Consider the following 15,060-nt stretch of genomic DNA (forward strand, 5'->3'; position numbering starts at 1 on the left):
ACCGGGCGCCCCCCCCCGCCGGCCCCCCGCCCCGCTGCTAGCGCCCCCCCCCCTTCCCTGTGAACTACGGGCGGCACCCGGGCACGCCGCGGCCCCCCGGGCCGTCCGCGCGGGACGGCCGGGGGCCACGGGAGCGGCACTAGCTCCAGCTGGCGTGCAGCGGCTTGCCCTCGGCGTAGCCCGCCGCGGACTGGATGCCGACGACGGCCTTCTCCTCGAACTCCGCGAGGGAGGCCGCGCCCGCGTAGGTGCAGGAGGAGCGGACGCCCGCGATGATCGAGTCGATCAGGTCCTCGACGCCCGGGCGGGCCGGGTCCAGGTACATCCGCGAGGTGGAGATGCCCTCTTCGAAGAGACCCTTGCGGGCACGGTCGTAGGCGGACTCCTCCGAGGTGCGGTTCTGCACCGCACGCGCCGAGGCCATGCCGAAGGACTCCTTGTACAGGCGGCCGTCGGCCGACTGCTGCAGGTCGCCCGGGGACTCGTACGTACCGGCGAACCAGGAGCCGATCATGACGTTCGACGCACCGGCGGCCAGGGCCATCGCCACGTCGCGCGGGTGACGGACGCCGCCGTCGGCCCACACGTGCTTGCCGTACTTCTTCGCCTCGGCCGCGCACTCCAGCACCGCGGAGAACTGCGGGCGGCCCACGCCGGTCATCATGCGGGTGGTGCACATGGCGCCGGGGCCCACACCGACCTTGATGATGTCGGCGCCGGCGTCGATCAGGTCCTTGACGCCCTCGGCGGCGACGATGTTGCCGGCGACGATCGGGACCTGCGGGTCGAGCGCCCGGACGGCCTTGATCGCGCTGATCATCGATTCCTGGTGGCCGTGCGCGGTGTCGATGACGAGCGTGTCCACGCCCGCGTCGAGCAGCTGCTTCGCCTTGGCCACGAAGTCGCCGTTGATGCCGACGGCGGCGGCGACGCGCAGCTTGCCGTTGGCGTCGGTCGCGGGGGTGTACAGGGTCGCGCGCAGCGCGGCCTTGCGGGTGAGGATGCCGACGAGCTTGCCGTCCCCGTCGACGGCGGGGGCCAGCTTGCGGTGGCCGGCGTCGAGCTTGTTGAACGCCTCGCGGGGGTCGATGTCGGCGTCGAGGAGCAGGAGCTCCTTCGACATGACCTCGGAGAGCTGCGTGAAGCGGTCCACACCGGTCAGGTCGTGGTCGGTGACGACGCCGACGGGGCGGCCGTCGGCATCGACGACGACACCGGCGCCGTGCGCCCGCTTGGGCAGCAGGGACAGCGCGTCGGCGACGGTCTGGGTGGGCGCCAGCGTGATCGGGGTGTCGAGCACGAGGTGGCGGGTCTTGACCCAGGAGATGACGTCGGTGACGACGTCGATCGGGATGTCCTGCGGGATGACGACGATGCCGCCGCGGCGGGCGACCGTCTCGGCCATCCGGCGGCCGGCGATGGCGGTCATGTTGGCCACGACCAACGGAATGGTGGTGCCGGTGCCGTCGGGCGCGGAGAGGTCGACGCCCTGGCGGGAGCCGACCGCGGAGCGGCTCGGCACCATGAACACATCGTCGTACGTGAGGTCGTACGGCGGCTTCAGGTCATTGAGGAAACGCACGTGCTGAACATCCCAGTCGATCGGAGGTGACCCCGACAGGGCAGCCGAGGAACGCACGTACTTCATTCTCCCACGACCGGGCCTTCTCACACCCCGGGTCGATCCTCCAGTACGAAGGGAGCCGGATGGTCGATTCCTACGGGCCTTTGGTCCCTCGGGGGCTTCCGAGCGGGTCGCGGGGGGCTCGCGGGGGGCTCGTGGGGGCCTCGCGAGGGGGGCTCGCGGGGCCCCGGTGCGGTCCCTGGCTCCGCGCTCCGGCCCGCCCGGCCGCCCGGCCCGCGCGGGAGCCGCTCCGCCGCACTGTCCGGCCTCAGCGGACGGAAGCGCGACGCACGCCCTGCGCGGGGAGGACGGGGCGCGGCGGGAACGCCGGGGACACGGGGGCGGCGCGGGTGGCGCCGCTGGCGCCGGTTCGCGCGCTCGCGCCGGGGTGCGCGGCGGCGGCCCGGGGCGGCCCGGGGTACGCACCGGACCGCCGTCCGCGCAGGCCCAGCAGCACGGCGGCGTGGGCGACGCTGGCGAGGGTGGCGTGGTGGTGCCAGCCCCGGAAGGAGCGGCCTTCGAAATCGCGGATGCCGGCGGGTCCGCACACCTCGGCGAAATCGAGCGCGACCCGGTCGGCGAGCCTGGCCAGCAGGAACAGCTGCGCGAGCGGCCGGTCACCGATGTTGGTGATCCAGAACTCCGAGGGCAGCAGGGCCTCTTCGGTCCACGCCCCGACCAGCAGGAGCGGGGTGGCCGGAGCGGGGACGCGCCGGTCCTCGCCGGGGGCCGCGAGGACGGCGGCCGAGGCCAGCAGGGTCACCGCCCCCTCGGAGCGGCCGGGCGGGGTCCACTCGACGACGCGGCGCCGGGAGCGCAGGGAGTCGATGAGCTCGCGGGCGGGGGCCGTGTGGGAGCCGGGTGCGAGCCGTCCCGCTCCGCCGAAGGAGACGGGCAGGGTGCCCTCCACCTTGAACACGAAGGGGATGTCCTGGAGCGCGAAGGACGCGACGCACAGCGGGAGTTCGCTGTCGGACACCTCCATCACCACCGGCCTGCGCCGGAGTTGCCAGGTGGCGGCCATCCGCTGGACGGCGTGCACGGCGTCCTGCGCGGGAGTGAGCGAGCGCGCGGCGTCGGGAATGCCCGCCCGCCGGCGGCGCAGCGGTTCGGCCGTCCAGGGCCCCGGGAGGGTGAGGGTCCATTCGACGGGGAAGCCGGCCTCGTTGGAGGCGAGCCAGATCCCGCCCGCCTGCTGGCAGTTGGCGGTGCGGCCGAGCTGCGGGACGAACTGCCGGCCGACGCCGACCGAGCGGTCGCCCGCCTTCTCGATGACCATCGGCCGGACCACCCAGGCCAGGGGGCGCCCCGCGGTGCGTTCCAGGTGCTGGGCGAGGGACCGGCGAACGGGGGTCCAGTCCCAGGGGGATTTGCTGATGAACTGCTGGAGGCTCTGTTCGACCGCACTGGCGCCCGTTCCGGCGATGTTGCGGATGGTTTTCTTTCCGCTGGTCCGCACGAGGCCGTTCACATATACGCGGGCCCAGTTTCGCTGGTCCCGCCGAGGTAATGACTCGAAGAGGAGCGAGATCAGGACGTCGATCGATTCCGAGATTTCCGCCGTGCATTCCTCCGGCAGGGCGCCGCGAGCCATGTGGGCTGGTCCCCCGGCCCTCTTCGTTTCCCGTTCCATGAGCTCCCCTTCGGCCCCCAGGGCGCGCACACGCTCCCCGCGCACGGGGAGGACTCTGCCCTGCCCTCCCCGCACACGCTACCCAGATATCGGACGCCGGCCGCCGAATCCTGCCGTCTGCCGCCAGATCCGGCCATCGCGGACAACGGGCGTCCCGAACGCCCGCTCCGGCTGCCCGTCCAGGGTCATGATCGCCCGGTGGCGCGGAAGGGCTCGAAGATAACCCTCCGCACCTCACGTGCGCAGCGGGTCGGTCCGGACGGACCGGCATCGGTCTCACCGGCGAAGCGCCGATGCCGCCGCCCGGTGGGCCGAGAGCGAACACGGGCGGACACGGGCCCGGCCCCCTTGCGATCAAGCACGTACCGGACGCAACGTTGATTACATGATTACGTCCGAGCAGAACGAGCAGCTTCGTGCCTGGTTCGCCGAGCGCCTGCCGGTGGACGTCTACGCCTCCCTCCTCTCGGTCACGGTGGACCGGGAGGAGATCACCGTCCTCGGCACCGTCCCGGCGGACGAATCCGTCCCGGCGTTCCGCGAACGCACCCGCGAACAGCGCGTGGAGGTGGCCCGCGAGGCGGAGGAGCTCTACCGCCGCAAGGTCGCCTGGGCCGTCCGCTCCGGCGAGGACGAGACGGTCTTCACCCACCTCGCCGTCCCGGTCATGACCCGGCTGCGCCAGCCCGAGCGCCAGGTCCTCGACACCCTGGTCGCGGGCGGCGTCGCCCGCAGCCGTGCCGACGCGCTGGCCTGGTGCGTCCGCCTGGTCGGGCGCAACACGGACGCCTGGCTGGCGGAGCTGCGCGAGTCCCTGGAGCGGGTCCGGCAGGTCCGCGCCGAGGGCCCCGACGTCACCGACTCCCGGAAGTCCGGGTGACAACGGCGAAAGGCTCCGCGAAACCGGCCTGACCGCGCGAGCCTGACGTCGACCAGCGGCGATCAACGCCCGACCCCAGGGAGAGACCGGCACCATGACCACCACCGTCGAATACATCCGCTACCGGATCGCACGGGACGACCAGCCCGCCTTCGAGGACGCCTACGCCAAGGCCGCCGAGGCCCTGGCCGCCTCCCCGGAGTGCATCGACTACGAACTGGCCCGCTGCGAGGAGGAGGCCGAGCGTTACGTCCTGCGCATCCGCTGGACCTCGATCGACGCCCACCTGAACGGGTTCCGCAAGGGCGAGCACTTCCCGGCGTTCTTCGGTGCGATCCGCCCGTACGTCACGGCGATCGAGGAGATGCAGCACTACCTCGTCACCGCGGTGGCCGGCCCCGGAAAGGCCGCGGACCCCTCATGAGCGCCACGCCCGACGCCACGCCCGGCACCACACGCGACGCCACGCCCGACGCCACGCCCACCATCTACGCGTGGATGGGCGGAGCGGAGGCGCTGGACCGCCTCATGAGCGCCTTCTACGCCCACGCCCTGCGGGACGAGATCCTGGCCCCGGTCTTCGCCGGCATGGACGCGGAGCACCCCCACCACGTCGCGGTCTGGCTGGCGGAGGTCTTCGGCGGCCCGGCGCAGTACACCGCCTCGCACGGCGGCCATCAGCACATGGCCACCCAGCACCTGGGCCGCGCGATCACCGAGGAGCAGCGCCGCCGCTGGGCGGACCTGCTGATGGACACGGCCGACGAGGTGGGCCTGCCCACCGACCCGGAGTTCCGCGCGGTGTTCGCGTACTACATCGAGTGGGGCACCCGCATGGCGCTGATCTACTCGGGCGCCAACCCGCCCCCGGTCGACGCGGCCGCGATCCCGGTCTGGTCCTGGGGCCAGACCCCGCCCTGGATCCCGGAGGGCTGAGCGCCGACGGGCTCCTGCCCGGACCCGTGGGGGCCCGGACAGGAGCCCGTCCGTACGCTCGGCGCCGTACGCTCGGCGCCGTACGCTCGGCGCCGTACGCTCCGCGCCGGTCAGCTGCCGCCGGCCGGCTGCCGCCGGACCCGCCCGCCCTCGGCCGGCGCCCTCTCCACGATCACGCGCAGCTCCCCGTCCCCGGCCGACCGCCACGACGCGACGGCCTCTTCGAGGACCTCGTTCAAGGTGTCCCAGTCGTCCGGCCGGGCCCCCGCGAACGACCGCCACGAGGTCACCGCCACCAGCCGCCCGGGCGCGTCCGCCAGCCACGAGAGATCGCGCAGCGCGTCGGCCAGAGCGTCCCAGTTGCCGCCGAAGTAGTCCGGCGCCTCCAGCGCCGCCCCGCACCGCCGCATGAGCTCGGACTTGCTCCGTACGCCGTCCAAGTCCAGCCTCAGCACGGCCCACCCGGCCGCTTCGGCGGCGGCGACGGCAGGGGCCAGGGGCTGCGGGTCCAGGGTCATCGGAGAACCGCCTTGAAGGTCTCGTAGTGGTCGTCCGTGTAGAAGAACTCCCCGCCCTGGCCGGTCACGATCCGGCGGGCCCCGCGGTCCCGCTCACCGGGCGTCTTCACGGTGAACTCGTGGTAGTAACCACGCTTCTGCTGGGGCAGGGCCTTCTCGAAGTTCCCGAAGACCGTCCCGTCCTGCCGGTACGGGTACGGCCCGCCCTTGTCGATCAGCACCAGCACGTCCCGGGCCTGCTGCGGCAGCGCGGCAGCCCGTACCGTCGCCATCCCCTTCGCCCATCCGGGCGCGGCCGTCGGCGCGCCGGACCCGCTCGGGACGGCCTCAACTCCGGTACTGGCAGTCGCACCGGCACTCGTGCCGGTGGTCGCGGCAGGCGCGGAGCTCTTCCCGCTGCAGCCCGCCGCACCGACCAGCGCCGCACAGAGGAACACGGCCCCCAGCACACGCAGCAACGATCGGGGCACGTTCCGAAAGATCATGCACCGATCGTGCCAAATATCCGATTTTTCCGCGAATCGCGCGGTGGCTTCAGAGAGCGGCCATCTTGGTGTACGGACTCAGGATGCGTTTCCGGACCTCCGGCCCGAATTCCACGAGGACAGCGATCCCCTCCTCGACAGCGACGACACGGCCGAGACCGTGCTCGTCGTGAGTAACCCGGTCGCCGACGCTGAAGTGCCGGAGCGGCGCTTCCACGGGGGCCTTGAACGGGCTGGACGGCAAATGGCGGCGAGGTACTGCGGACTTAGTCATTGCATCCAGTATGCGCCCAGCAGGCGGCCGAACGGTCCGCCGTTCGGATCTCAATTACGGCACCATCCGCATCAGCGAACATCTCACGTCCGCGTTTGACCGCCGCCGATCCGAACAATCGGACCAATCCGAACAATCACTCGTCGGGGTCGGCCCGCTCCAGCGCGGGCCGCAGGCCCGGCTGCGACTCCGTCAGCAGGTAGTCCGCCACCGCGGTGTCGGTGACCAGGCTCGTCACGAGCCCCGACCGCAGCACGGCGCCGATCGCGGAGGCCTTGCGCAGCCCGCCGGCGATGGCCACGACCTCGGGGATCCGGCGCAGCCGGTCGGCCTCCACCGTGATGCAGCGCTCGCCGAGGTCCCGCCCGACCCGGCGGCCCTCCGCGTCGAACAGGTGGGCCGACATCTCGGCCGCGACGCCCAGCGAGGCGTAGTGCGCCCGCTCGTCGTCGCTCAGCATGTCGTGGACGGTCGAGATCCCCGGCTCCCAGGAGCCGATCGAGACGGCCGCGACCGTGACCTTGTCGAAGTACTCGAAGGCCCGCGCGATCCCCGTCTGGCCGCGCAGGGCGGCCGCGGTGGCCGGATCGGGCAGCAGCATCGGCGCGTAGATCGGGTGCGCGTCCCCGCCCGACACCTGCGCGGCTCTGCGCACGGCCTCCACGGACCCCCGCTCGGCCGTCCCGGCGTCGTACACGCCGGTCAGCTGGACCACGGTGCAGGGAGGCAGCCGGTGCAGCGAAGCGGCCATGTGGATGGTGGAGCGGCCCCAGGCGAGGCCCAGTACGTCGCCCTCGTTGACGAGCTCGCCCAGCAGATCGGCGGCTACGGCGCCCAGGTTCTCCGGGTCGGGGGCGTCCTCGGTGGCATCGGCCGGGGACTCCACGACGACGGCGTGCCGCAGCCCGTACCGCGCGCGCAGCGCGTCGGAGCGCTCGGCGTCCAGTTCGGCCGGGACCCTGATCTCGATGCGCACGAGGTCGCGCTCCAGAGCGGTTTCCAGGACCCGGGCCACCTTGAAGCGGCTCACGCCGAACTCCTCGGCGATCTGGATCTTGGACTTCCCCTCCAGGTAGAAGCGGCGCGCCATGGCCGCCGCCTGCACCAGCTCCGCGGGTCCCATCCGCAGGGCTGACCGTCCCGCCGACATTGCAGACACCGCGTTCTCCTCACTGCTGTTCACACTCTCGACTCGCCGTTCATCCTGTCAGATCCGGCGGCCGTTGATCAGCCTGGACGGCACCCGTTCACCGAGCTGTTCACCAAGCCTTGTCTCAGTGGTCGCAAGCCCAGGGCGCCGCCGCGATGGCCGCGCCCGCCTGCTCACGCAGCGTGCGTACGGCGGCCGCCGGATCGACCGCTCCGTAGACCGCGCTGCCCGCGACGAACACGTCCGCGCCGGCCTCCGCGCACCGCTCGATCGTCGAGGCCGAGACCCCTCCGTCGACCTGGAGCCACAGCTCCAGACCGTGCCGGGAGATCAGCTCCCGGGTACGGCGGATCTTGGGCAGCATGATGTCCAGAAAGGGCTGGCCGCCGAAGCCCGGCTCGACCGTCATGATCAGCAGCATGTCGAGCTCGGGGAGGATGTCCTCGTACTGCTCGATCGGCGTCGCGGGCTTCAGCGCCATGGACGCCCGAGCCCCCTTGGCCCGGATCTCCCGCGCCAGCCGCACGGGCGCGGCCGCCGCCTCGGCGTGGAAGGTCACGGAACCCGCGCCGGCCTCGATGTACTGCGGGGCCCAGCGGTCCGGGTCCTCGATCATGAGATGCAGATCCAGCGGGATGTCCGTGGCCCGGCTCAGCGACTCGACGATCGGCACGCCGAGGGTGAGGTTGGGGACGAAATGGTTGTCCATGACGTCGACATGCAGCCAGTCGGCCCCCTGAACGGCCTTCGCCTCCTCGGCGAGCCGGGCGAAGTCGGCGGACAAGATGCTGGGATTGATCTGAACGGCCATGCCCCAAGCGTGCCATGCCGCCGATCCCTTCCGGCCACTACCCCGGAAGTGGGGGTGGGGGGTGGGGGTGGGGGCCCTGACGGGGGGGTCGGTGGGGTGGGGGTGGGCTGCGGGTCGGGTGGGGGCGTTGACGGTGGGGTGGGCCTGGGCTGCGGCCGGGCGGGGGCGTCGACGGTCCCTGGGGATGTCCCGTGAGTCCAGCCCCCGCCCCGCACCACCCCCCACCCAAGCGCTACGCGCCCACGCCCCTACCCCGTCCGCCGAATCAACGCCAAGTACATCGCGTCCGTCCCGTGCAAATGCGGCCACAGCTGCACGTCCGGGCCGTCGCCCAGGGCCGGGACCCCCTGCATGTACGGCCGCGCGTCGATCAGTTCCGCCTCCACCGGGGCGGCGCCCGCGCCGCGGCCCTTGAGGACGTCCTCCACCACGACCCGGGTCTCCGCCAGGTGCGGCGAGCACGTGGCGTAGCCCACGATGCCGCCGACCCGGACCGCGGACAGGGCCTCGCGCAGCAGACCCCGCTGGAGCGGGGCGAAGTTCTCCAGGTCCTCCGGCCGGCGCCGCCACCGCGCCTCCGGGCGGCGGCGCAGCGCGCCCAGCCCGGAGCAGGGGACGTCCATCAGCACCCGGTCGAACGAACCCGGCAGCCACGGCGGGCGCGTTCCGTCGGCCGTGATGACCTGGTACGGGCCCGGGTTGCCGGCGAGCGCCCGCTCGACCAGTCGCGCCCGGTGCGGCTGCTTCTCGGAGGCCAGCAGGAACGCGCCCCGCTCGGCCGCCAGCGCCGCCAGCAGGGCGGCCTTGCCGCCGGGGCCGGCGCAGCCGTCGAGCCAGCGTACGTCGCGGCCCTCGACCGGAACGGCCGCGAGGGCCATCGCCACGAGCTGGCTGCCCTCGTCCTGGACTCCGGCGCGCCCCTCGCGCACCGCTTCCAGCGCTCCCGGCTCGCCGCCCTCGGCCATCCGGACGGCGTACGGGGACCAGCGGCCCGGCAGCGCCGAGTCCTCGCCGACCGCCTCCAGCAGTTCCTCCGCCGTGGACCGTCCCGGCCGCGCCACCAGGGTGACCTCGGGCCGCTCGTTGTCGGCCTCCAGCAGGTCCTCGATGCCGGCCCGCCCGCCGCCCAGCGCGTCCCACAGGGCGGTGACCACCCACCTGGGGTGCGAGTGGTAGACCGCGAGGTGTTCCTCGGCGTCGTCCTCGTAGGGCGGCGCGACCTTCTCCAGCCAGCCGTCCAGGTCGTGCGCGGCGATCTTCCGCAGGACCGCGTTCACGAACTTCGCGCGCCCGTCGCCGAGCACCACCCGGGCCAGCTCCACGCTCGCGGACACCGCCGCGTGCGTGGGGATCCGGGTCCCGAGCAGCTGGTGCGCGCCGAGCGAGAGCACGTCCAGGACCGGCGGGTCCACCTCGCGCAGCGGCCGGTCGATGCAGGCCTTGATGACCGCGTCGTACGTGCCCTGGCGGCGCAGCGTCCCGTAGACGAGCTCGGTGGCCAGCGCGGCGTCGCGCGCCTGGAAGCTCTCGTCCTGACGGGCCTTCTTCAGGAGCGGCGGCAGCACGAGGTTCGCGTACGCGTCCCGTTCGTCCACCGCCCGGAGCACCTCGAAGGCCAGCATCCGGACGGGGTCCTTCTGGGGCCTGCGGTAGGGCTTGCCGGTCTTGGCCGGCTTGCCGCCGCCCTTGCCCGAGGTGGTGGCCGGTCGACGAGGGGGCTGTTCGCTCACGTGAAAGGTGCTCCGGGGTTACGTAAAGCCAGGGGACGAGACGAGGAACGAGGAATGAGGGGGTGGAACGCGGTGGACGCTGGAAGCGACGGGGTCGGCTCCGGAAATCAGCCTACGTCGGTCCCGCCGAGCCGCTCGCCGGGCGCGATCCGCACCCCGCGCGCCCAGTCGGCCGCCTTCATGGGCTTCTTGCCCTGCGGCTGCACCCACAGCAGCTCCACCGCGTGCGAGCCGGTGCCGACGTGGACGTTGTTCTTGCCCGCGCTCAGGTCGCCGGGCTTCAGGTCCGTGCGGTCGGTGACCAGGCCGACCGAGATCAGCTTGAGCCGCTCACCGCGGAAGACCGTCCACGCGCCGGGCGCCGGGGTGCAGCCGCGCACCAGCCGGTCGGCGCGCATCGCGGGCGCCGTCCAGTCGATCCGGGCGTCCTCGACGGTGATCTTCGGTGCGAGCGAGATCCCGTCGGCGGGCTGCTCGACGGCGCGCAGCGTCCCGTCCTCGATGCCGTCCATGGTGGCGACCAGCAGTCCGGAGCCGGCGAACGCGAGGCGGGTCAGCAGGTCGCCGCTGGTGTCGGTGGCGCGGATCTCCTCGGTCAGGATCCCGTAGACGGGACCGGAGTCCAGGCCTTCCTCGATCCGGAAGGTGGAGGCTCCGGTGACCTGGTCGCCCGCCATGATCGAGTGCTGGACGGGCGCGGCCCCGCGCCATGCGGGGAGCAGCGAGAAGTGCAGGTTGACCCAGCCGTGCCGGGGGATCTCGATGGCGCTCCGCGGGATGAGCGCCCCGTAGGCGACGACCGGGCAGCAGTCCGGGTCGATCTCGCGCAGCCGGGCCTGGAACTCCGGGTCGCGCGGCCGGGTGGGCTTGAGGACCTCGATGCCGGCTTCCTCGGCGCGCTCGGCGACGGGGCTGGCGACGAGGCGCCGGCCACGGCCGGCGGGTGCGTCGGGCCGGGTGACCACGGCGGCGACCTCGTGCCGCCCGGAGGCGATCAGAGCGTCCAGGGCGGGCACGGCGACCTCGGGGGTACCTGCGAAGACGAGCTTCACTGGGGTCTACCTCGCTATCTCGGCTGTCAGCAGCGCACCAGTCTATGGGTTGCCCGTCCACCGTCCCACCTGCGCGTCGCACGCACGCCACGGGCCCGGCGAGGGGGCGTACGCACACACGCGCGCTCCTCGCATATGCCGACACGCCCCCATAGCGTGACCTGGCCGCCCGGTGGCGCGTTGGTCAAGAGAGATTGACCGAAACGGGCCGCGAAACAGAACGGTGTCTGCGGCCCTATCCGCTCTTCAGCACCGGTTCGAGAGGCTTCTTCATGGCCGACCACGCCACCCACGACGCCCAAGCACGGGCCAGCCTGCACCTGCTGGTGCGGGACATCGAGCGGGTTCGCCGGCAGGTGGATGCTCTGCGTACGCTCACCGCCCAGCTCGGCAACGTCTACCGCCCGCGTCGCTCAGGTCCCTCCACGGGCTTCGTCGTCTACGGCCGGGCGCCCGCGCCCACCGTCCGCCTCGCACAGGAGCTGCGGGACAGCGTCGAGACGCTGGTCACCGCCGCGGTGGATTTCGACCGCTCGCTCGGCTTCTCGTGGGACGCGGTCGGCTCGGCGCTCGGCGTCACCAAGCAGGCCGTGCACCGGCGCTACGGCGCCCGGCGCGCGCAGAGCCCCGAGGCCGTCGAGCGCGAGCCGCTGGCCGAGGGCACGACGACCCGCACCCTGGGGCCCCTGCCCACGGTCCCGGCGGCCCGCTCGGTTCCGCCGCAGCCGGTGCGGGTGGATGCCCAGACCCACGCCCCCGCGGCGGCCCCGGCAGCGGCCGTGGCAGGGACCGGCGCTGGGGCTGGGGCTGGGTCCGTGGCAGGCGCCGGGGCCGTGGCAGGGGCCCGGCCCGGGGCGTTTCCCGGCCCGCGCAACGGCTGACCCGTCCCCGCCGGGACGCCGACCCCCGACGGACCCCGCCCCCGACGGCGCGACCCACCCGGTCGCTCCGCCGGGGGCGTCTTGCGTCCCCGGCGGCAGGGCCCCCTGTCCCGGGGGCGACTTGCTCTCCGGCAGCCCCTTCGCGCCGGTCCGCCTCCGCCCCGGACCGCGGCCCCGGCCGCCCGTGGCCGGCCGCGAGGGTGCCCTTCGGGAAGGCCGGGCCTCCGGCCCTCAGCCGATCTCGGGCGGGTCGATGCGGACCCGGACGGCCGCCGACGCCGGGGCGCCCCGCGCCAGCCGGGCCGCCTGGGCCGCCTTCAGGGCCGCGGCGAGCGCTGCCCCGCTGCCCGGCGGTACGCGGACCAGTGCCCGCTCCCCCGGCGACGCCTCGCCGCGCCGTCCCGGCAGCGGAACCGGGCCCAGGACCTCCGCGTCCGCCGGCAGCGCGGCGCCCGCCAGGAAGGCTTCTACGGCCTCGGCGGTGCCCCCCGCGACCGCCGCCATCCGGGAGACCGGCGGGAAGCCCAGCTGGGCCCGCTCCGCGAGCTCCCGCACCGCGTGCCCGACGGGGTCCCACCGCACGAGCGCCTGGACCGGGCGCAGCGTCGGCTCGGCGACCACCACGACCTGCCCGTCGCCCCGTACCAGTGAGGCCGCGGCGATCCAGCGCCGCAGCGCGTCCTCGCCCGCCCGCAGGTCCGGCCGGCTCAGCATGGCCCAGCCGTCGAGCAGCAGGGCCGCCGCGTACCCGTCGCCCGTGGCGACGGGTTCGGCGCCGGGCGTGCACACGACCAGCGCGGGCCGGTCCGGCACCTCGTCGAGGACGTGGTCGCGCCCGGAGGTCCGTACGGGCACGGCCGGGAAGGCCCGTCCCAGTTCCTCGGCGGTGCGCCGGGCGCCGACCACCTGGGCCCGCAGCCGGAAGGAGCCGCATTCCTCGCAGTGCCAGCGGCTCTCCTGCCGTCCGCACCATCCGCAGTGCAGGTCCCGCTCGTCGGGGGCCTCCAGGGGCCCCGCGCAGACCGTGCAGCGGGCCGGGGTCCGGCACCGCTCGCAGGCCAGCCGGGGCACGTAACCGCGCCGGGGCACCTGTACGAGCACGGGCCCGGTCTTCAGTCCCTCCCGTACGGTCTCCCACGCGAGGCTCGGCAGCCGGGCGGCCCGCGCCGCGCCGTCGCGGGCGAGGAGTTCGTCGCCGACGGTCCGGATCCGGGGCGCGTACGTGCGCACGGTCTCCCGGTCGGCCGCCAGCGGGCGGGCCCAGCCCGATTCGACGAGCTGCGCGGCCTCCACGGTGCAGCTGGTGCTGCCCGCCAGGAAGGCGCAGCCGTCGGTGACCGCGCGCAGTTCCAGTACCTCGCGGACGTGCGGGAAGGGGGCGTGGTCGTCGCTGTGGCTGGAGTCCCCGTCGTCCCAGACGGCGACCAGGCCGAGGTCCTGTACGGGGGCGAACATGGCGGCCCGGGTGCCGACCACGGCCCGCACCGAGCCCCGGCTGACGGAGAGCCACTGGCGGTAGCGCTTCTCGGGCCCCGACTCGGCGGTGAGCAGCGCGTGCCGTCCCTCGCCGAGCAGGGCGGTGAGGGCGGCGTCCACGCGGGCGGCGGTGCGCCCGTCGGGGACGACGGCCAGGGCGCCGCGGCCGGAGGCGAGGGTCGCGGCCATGGCGCGCGCCAGTTCGTCGGCCCAGCCGGGGCCGGGCAGGGCGGTCCAGACGGCCCGCGGGGTGGACCCGGCGGCCAGGGCCCTGAGGAAGCCGGGGCCCGCGGCGTACCGCTCCCAGCCGGCCGGCTCGGGGGCGGTGGGCGGCGGCAGCGGCTCGGGGGACGGTGTGGCCTCGGCGCGGGCGTTGCGTGGGGGCAGGGCGAGCTGGAGCACGTCGGCCAGGCTGCCCGCGTACCGGTCGGCGACGGCGCGGGCGAGGGCGAGCATGCGGGGGCCGAGGACGACCTCGGAGGAGACGACCTGGGCCAGGGCGGCGAGCGCGCCGTGGTAGTCGGACTCGGCGCGGCGTTCGACGACGAACCCGTCGATGAGTCCGCCGCCCTCGCGGCGGCCTCCGTGCACCTGGTGGGAGCCGGCGCCGAAGCGGACGCGGACGCGGACTCCGGGCTGCGCGGTCTCGGCGAGGTCGGCGGGGACGGCGTAGTCCCACAGCTGGTCGAGGTGGAGCACGCCCTTGTTGACGAGGATCCGGGCGACGGGCAGCTCTTCGGCGAGGGCCGCTCCGCGCCAGGTCCGCGGCTTGGCCTTGGGCGCCTTGGCCTTCGCCTCGGCGATCGTCTCCCGGATCAGCGCGAGCTGTTCCGGCGGACCGCCCGGCCCGCTCCGTTCCCCCGCGTCATTGGTGCTGCTCACACCCGCATTCTTACCAAACCCCACCGACAACGGCGGGGCCCGGCGGCGGCGCCGGGCGCCGGTGCGGTGTCCCGGGCACGCGCGAGGCCCCGGACCGCTGGGGTCCGGGGCCTCGCGTTCGGCGGTCCTACCGCCGGGGGGTCTTACAGACCGGCGGCGGCGCGCAGGGCGTCGACGCGGTCGGTGCGCTCCCAGGTGAAGTCCGGCAGCTCGCGGCCGAAGTGGCCGTAGGCGGCGGTCTGGGCGTAGATCGGGCGGAGCAGGTCGAGGTCGCGGATGATCGCGGCCGGACGCAGGTCGAAGACCTGGCCGATCGCGTCCTCGATCTTCTGCACGTCCACCTTGTGGGTGCCGAAGGTCTCGACGAAGAGGCCCACGGGCTCGGCCTTGCCGATGGCGTACGCGACCTGGACCTCGCAGCGCGCGGCGAGGCCGGCGGCGACGACGTTCTTCGCGACCCAGCGCATGGCGTAGGCGGCGGAGCGGTCGACCTTGGAGGGGTCCTTGCCGGAGAAGGCGCCGCCGCCGTGGCGGGCCATGCCGCCGTAGGTGTCGATGATGATCTTGCGGCCGGTGAGGCCGGCGTCGCCCATCGGGCCGCCGATCTCGAAGCGCCCGGTCGGGTTGACGAGGAGGCGGTAGCCCTCGGTGTCGAGCTTGATGCCTTCGGCCGCGAGCTGTGTCAGGACGTGCTCGACGACCTCGCGGCGGATGTCCGGGGTCAGGAG

General features: G+C 74.0%; 15 protein-coding genes. 4 read left to right on the plus strand and 11 right to left on the minus strand.

Annotation, left to right across the window (positions count from 1 at the left end):
• Positions 1-139: 139 nt before the first annotated feature.
• Together ACWF9Z_RS24625 and ACWF9Z_RS24630 are read right to left on the minus strand one after the other, a co-directional pair.
• Entirely contained in the window at positions 140-1,648 is a 1,509-nt protein-coding gene (locus tag ACWF9Z_RS24625; RefSeq protein ID WP_453605235.1) for a GuaB1 family IMP dehydrogenase-related protein, read from the minus strand.
• 244 nt (positions 1,649-1,892) lie between these two features.
• Positions 1,893-3,218, minus strand: a complete 1,326-nt coding sequence (locus ACWF9Z_RS24630) for an IS701 family transposase (RefSeq protein ID WP_453605237.1) — start codon at positions 3,216-3,218, stop codon at positions 1,893-1,895.
• Between the two features lie 424 nt (positions 3,219-3,642).
• On the opposite strand from ACWF9Z_RS24630, the gene ACWF9Z_RS24635 reads away from it, so the two are divergent.
• The 3 genes from ACWF9Z_RS24635 to ACWF9Z_RS24645 all read left to right on the plus strand — a co-directional run bounded on the left by ACWF9Z_RS24635 (position 3,643) and on the right by ACWF9Z_RS24645 (position 5,073).
• A complete protein-coding gene (locus ACWF9Z_RS24635) occupies positions 3,643-4,137 on the plus strand; it encodes a hypothetical protein (protein ID WP_453605239.1) in 495 nt (164 codons plus the stop codon).
• Between the two features lie 94 nt (positions 4,138-4,231).
• Positions 4,232-4,561 (plus strand): putative quinol monooxygenase, encoded by a 330-nt coding sequence (locus ACWF9Z_RS24640; protein WP_453605241.1) that lies wholly within the window; start codon positions 4,232-4,234, stop codon positions 4,559-4,561.
• Positions 4,558-5,073 carry a group II truncated hemoglobin gene (locus ACWF9Z_RS24645; RefSeq protein ID WP_453605242.1) on the plus strand — a complete coding sequence of 172 codons (516 nt, stop codon included), beginning with the start codon at positions 4,558-4,560 and terminating at the stop codon, positions 5,071-5,073. Before ACWF9Z_RS24640 ends, ACWF9Z_RS24645 begins: the two co-directional genes overlap by 4 nt.
• Before the next feature lie 110 nt (positions 5,074-5,183).
• On the opposite strand, the gene ACWF9Z_RS24650 is transcribed toward ACWF9Z_RS24645, so the two are convergent.
• The 7 genes from ACWF9Z_RS24650 to fmt all read right to left on the minus strand — a co-directional run bounded on the left by ACWF9Z_RS24650 (position 5,184) and on the right by fmt (position 11,093).
• Positions 5,184-5,591, minus strand: a complete 408-nt coding sequence (locus ACWF9Z_RS24650; protein ID WP_453605244.1) for a barstar family protein — start codon at positions 5,589-5,591, stop codon at positions 5,184-5,186.
• Entirely contained in the window at positions 5,588-6,076 is a 489-nt protein-coding gene (locus tag ACWF9Z_RS24655; RefSeq protein WP_453605246.1) for a ribonuclease domain-containing protein, read from the minus strand. Before ACWF9Z_RS24655 ends, ACWF9Z_RS24650 begins: the two co-directional genes overlap by 4 nt.
• Positions 6,077-6,125: 49 nt before the next feature.
• Positions 6,126-6,350 (minus strand): hypothetical protein, encoded by a 225-nt coding sequence (locus ACWF9Z_RS24660; RefSeq protein WP_112452447.1) that lies wholly within the window; start codon positions 6,348-6,350, stop codon positions 6,126-6,128.
• Between the two features lie 136 nt (positions 6,351-6,486).
• Entirely contained in the window at positions 6,487-7,500 is a 1,014-nt protein-coding gene (locus tag ACWF9Z_RS24665) for a sugar-binding transcriptional regulator (RefSeq protein ID WP_356661385.1), read from the minus strand.
• Between the two features lie 124 nt (positions 7,501-7,624).
• Positions 7,625-8,311 (minus strand): ribulose-phosphate 3-epimerase, encoded by a 687-nt coding sequence (rpe, locus tag ACWF9Z_RS24670; protein ID WP_453605248.1) that lies wholly within the window; start codon positions 8,309-8,311, stop codon positions 7,625-7,627.
• Positions 8,312-8,559: 248 nt separating this feature from the next.
• Complete coding sequence (locus ACWF9Z_RS24675) at positions 8,560-10,041, minus strand: RsmB/NOP family class I SAM-dependent RNA methyltransferase (RefSeq protein ID WP_453605249.1); 1,482 nt, start codon at positions 10,039-10,041, stop codon at positions 8,560-8,562.
• A 107-nt stretch (positions 10,042-10,148) separates the two neighbouring features.
• Positions 10,149-11,093: a methionyl-tRNA formyltransferase gene (gene fmt / locus ACWF9Z_RS24680; protein ID WP_453605251.1), complete on the minus strand. Its 945-nt coding sequence runs from the start codon at positions 11,091-11,093 to the stop codon at positions 10,149-10,151.
• A 272-nt stretch (positions 11,094-11,365) separates the two neighbouring features.
• On the opposite strand from fmt, the gene ACWF9Z_RS24685 reads away from it, so the two are divergent.
• Positions 11,366-11,974, plus strand: coding sequence for a hypothetical protein (locus ACWF9Z_RS24685; protein WP_453605253.1), 609 nt, complete (start codon positions 11,366-11,368; stop codon positions 11,972-11,974).
• Between the two features lie 231 nt (positions 11,975-12,205).
• Here ACWF9Z_RS24685 and ACWF9Z_RS24690 read toward each other — a convergent pair whose 3' ends face one another.
• Complete coding sequence (locus tag ACWF9Z_RS24690) at positions 12,206-14,332, minus strand: primosomal protein N' (RefSeq protein ID WP_453605255.1); 2,127 nt, start codon at positions 14,330-14,332, stop codon at positions 12,206-12,208.
• A gap of 143 nt (positions 14,333-14,475) precedes the next feature.
• A partial coding sequence (locus ACWF9Z_RS24695) for a methionine adenosyltransferase domain-containing protein (protein WP_453605257.1) occupies positions 14,476-15,060 on the minus strand: 585 nt, incomplete at its 5' end.

It is taken from the genome of Streptomyces sp. NPDC054961, from assembly GCF_053609145.1.

Excerpts from the sequence above, each read along its gene's own strand:
- ACWF9Z_RS24625 (WP_453605235.1), bottom strand. The coding sequence starts at position 1,648 with ATGAAGTACGTGCGTTCCTCGGCTGCCCTGTCGGGGTCACCTCCGATC.
- ACWF9Z_RS24630 (WP_453605237.1), bottom strand. The coding sequence starts at position 3,218 with ATGGCTCGCGGCGCCCTGCCGGAGGAATGCACGGCGGAAATCTCGGAA.
- ACWF9Z_RS24635 (WP_453605239.1), top strand. The coding sequence starts at position 3,643 with ATGATTACGTCCGAGCAGAACGAGCAGCTTCGTGCCTGGTTCGCCGAG.
- ACWF9Z_RS24640 (WP_453605241.1), top strand. The coding sequence starts at position 4,232 with ATGACCACCACCGTCGAATACATCCGCTACCGGATCGCACGGGACGAC.
- ACWF9Z_RS24645 (WP_453605242.1), top strand. The coding sequence starts at position 4,558 with ATGAGCGCCACGCCCGACGCCACGCCCGGCACCACACGCGACGCCACG.
- ACWF9Z_RS24650 (WP_453605244.1), bottom strand. The coding sequence starts at position 5,591 with ATGACCCTGGACCCGCAGCCCCTGGCCCCTGCCGTCGCCGCCGCCGAA.
- ACWF9Z_RS24655 (WP_453605246.1), bottom strand. The coding sequence starts at position 6,076 with ATGATCTTTCGGAACGTGCCCCGATCGTTGCTGCGTGTGCTGGGGGCC.
- ACWF9Z_RS24660 (WP_112452447.1), bottom strand. The coding sequence starts at position 6,350 with ATGACTAAGTCCGCAGTACCTCGCCGCCATTTGCCGTCCAGCCCGTTC.
- ACWF9Z_RS24665 (WP_356661385.1), bottom strand. The coding sequence starts at position 7,500 with ATGTCGGCGGGACGGTCAGCCCTGCGGATGGGACCCGCGGAGCTGGTG.
- rpe (WP_453605248.1), bottom strand. The coding sequence starts at position 8,311 with ATGGCCGTTCAGATCAATCCCAGCATCTTGTCCGCCGACTTCGCCCGG.
- ACWF9Z_RS24685 (WP_453605253.1), top strand. The coding sequence starts at position 11,366 with ATGGCCGACCACGCCACCCACGACGCCCAAGCACGGGCCAGCCTGCAC.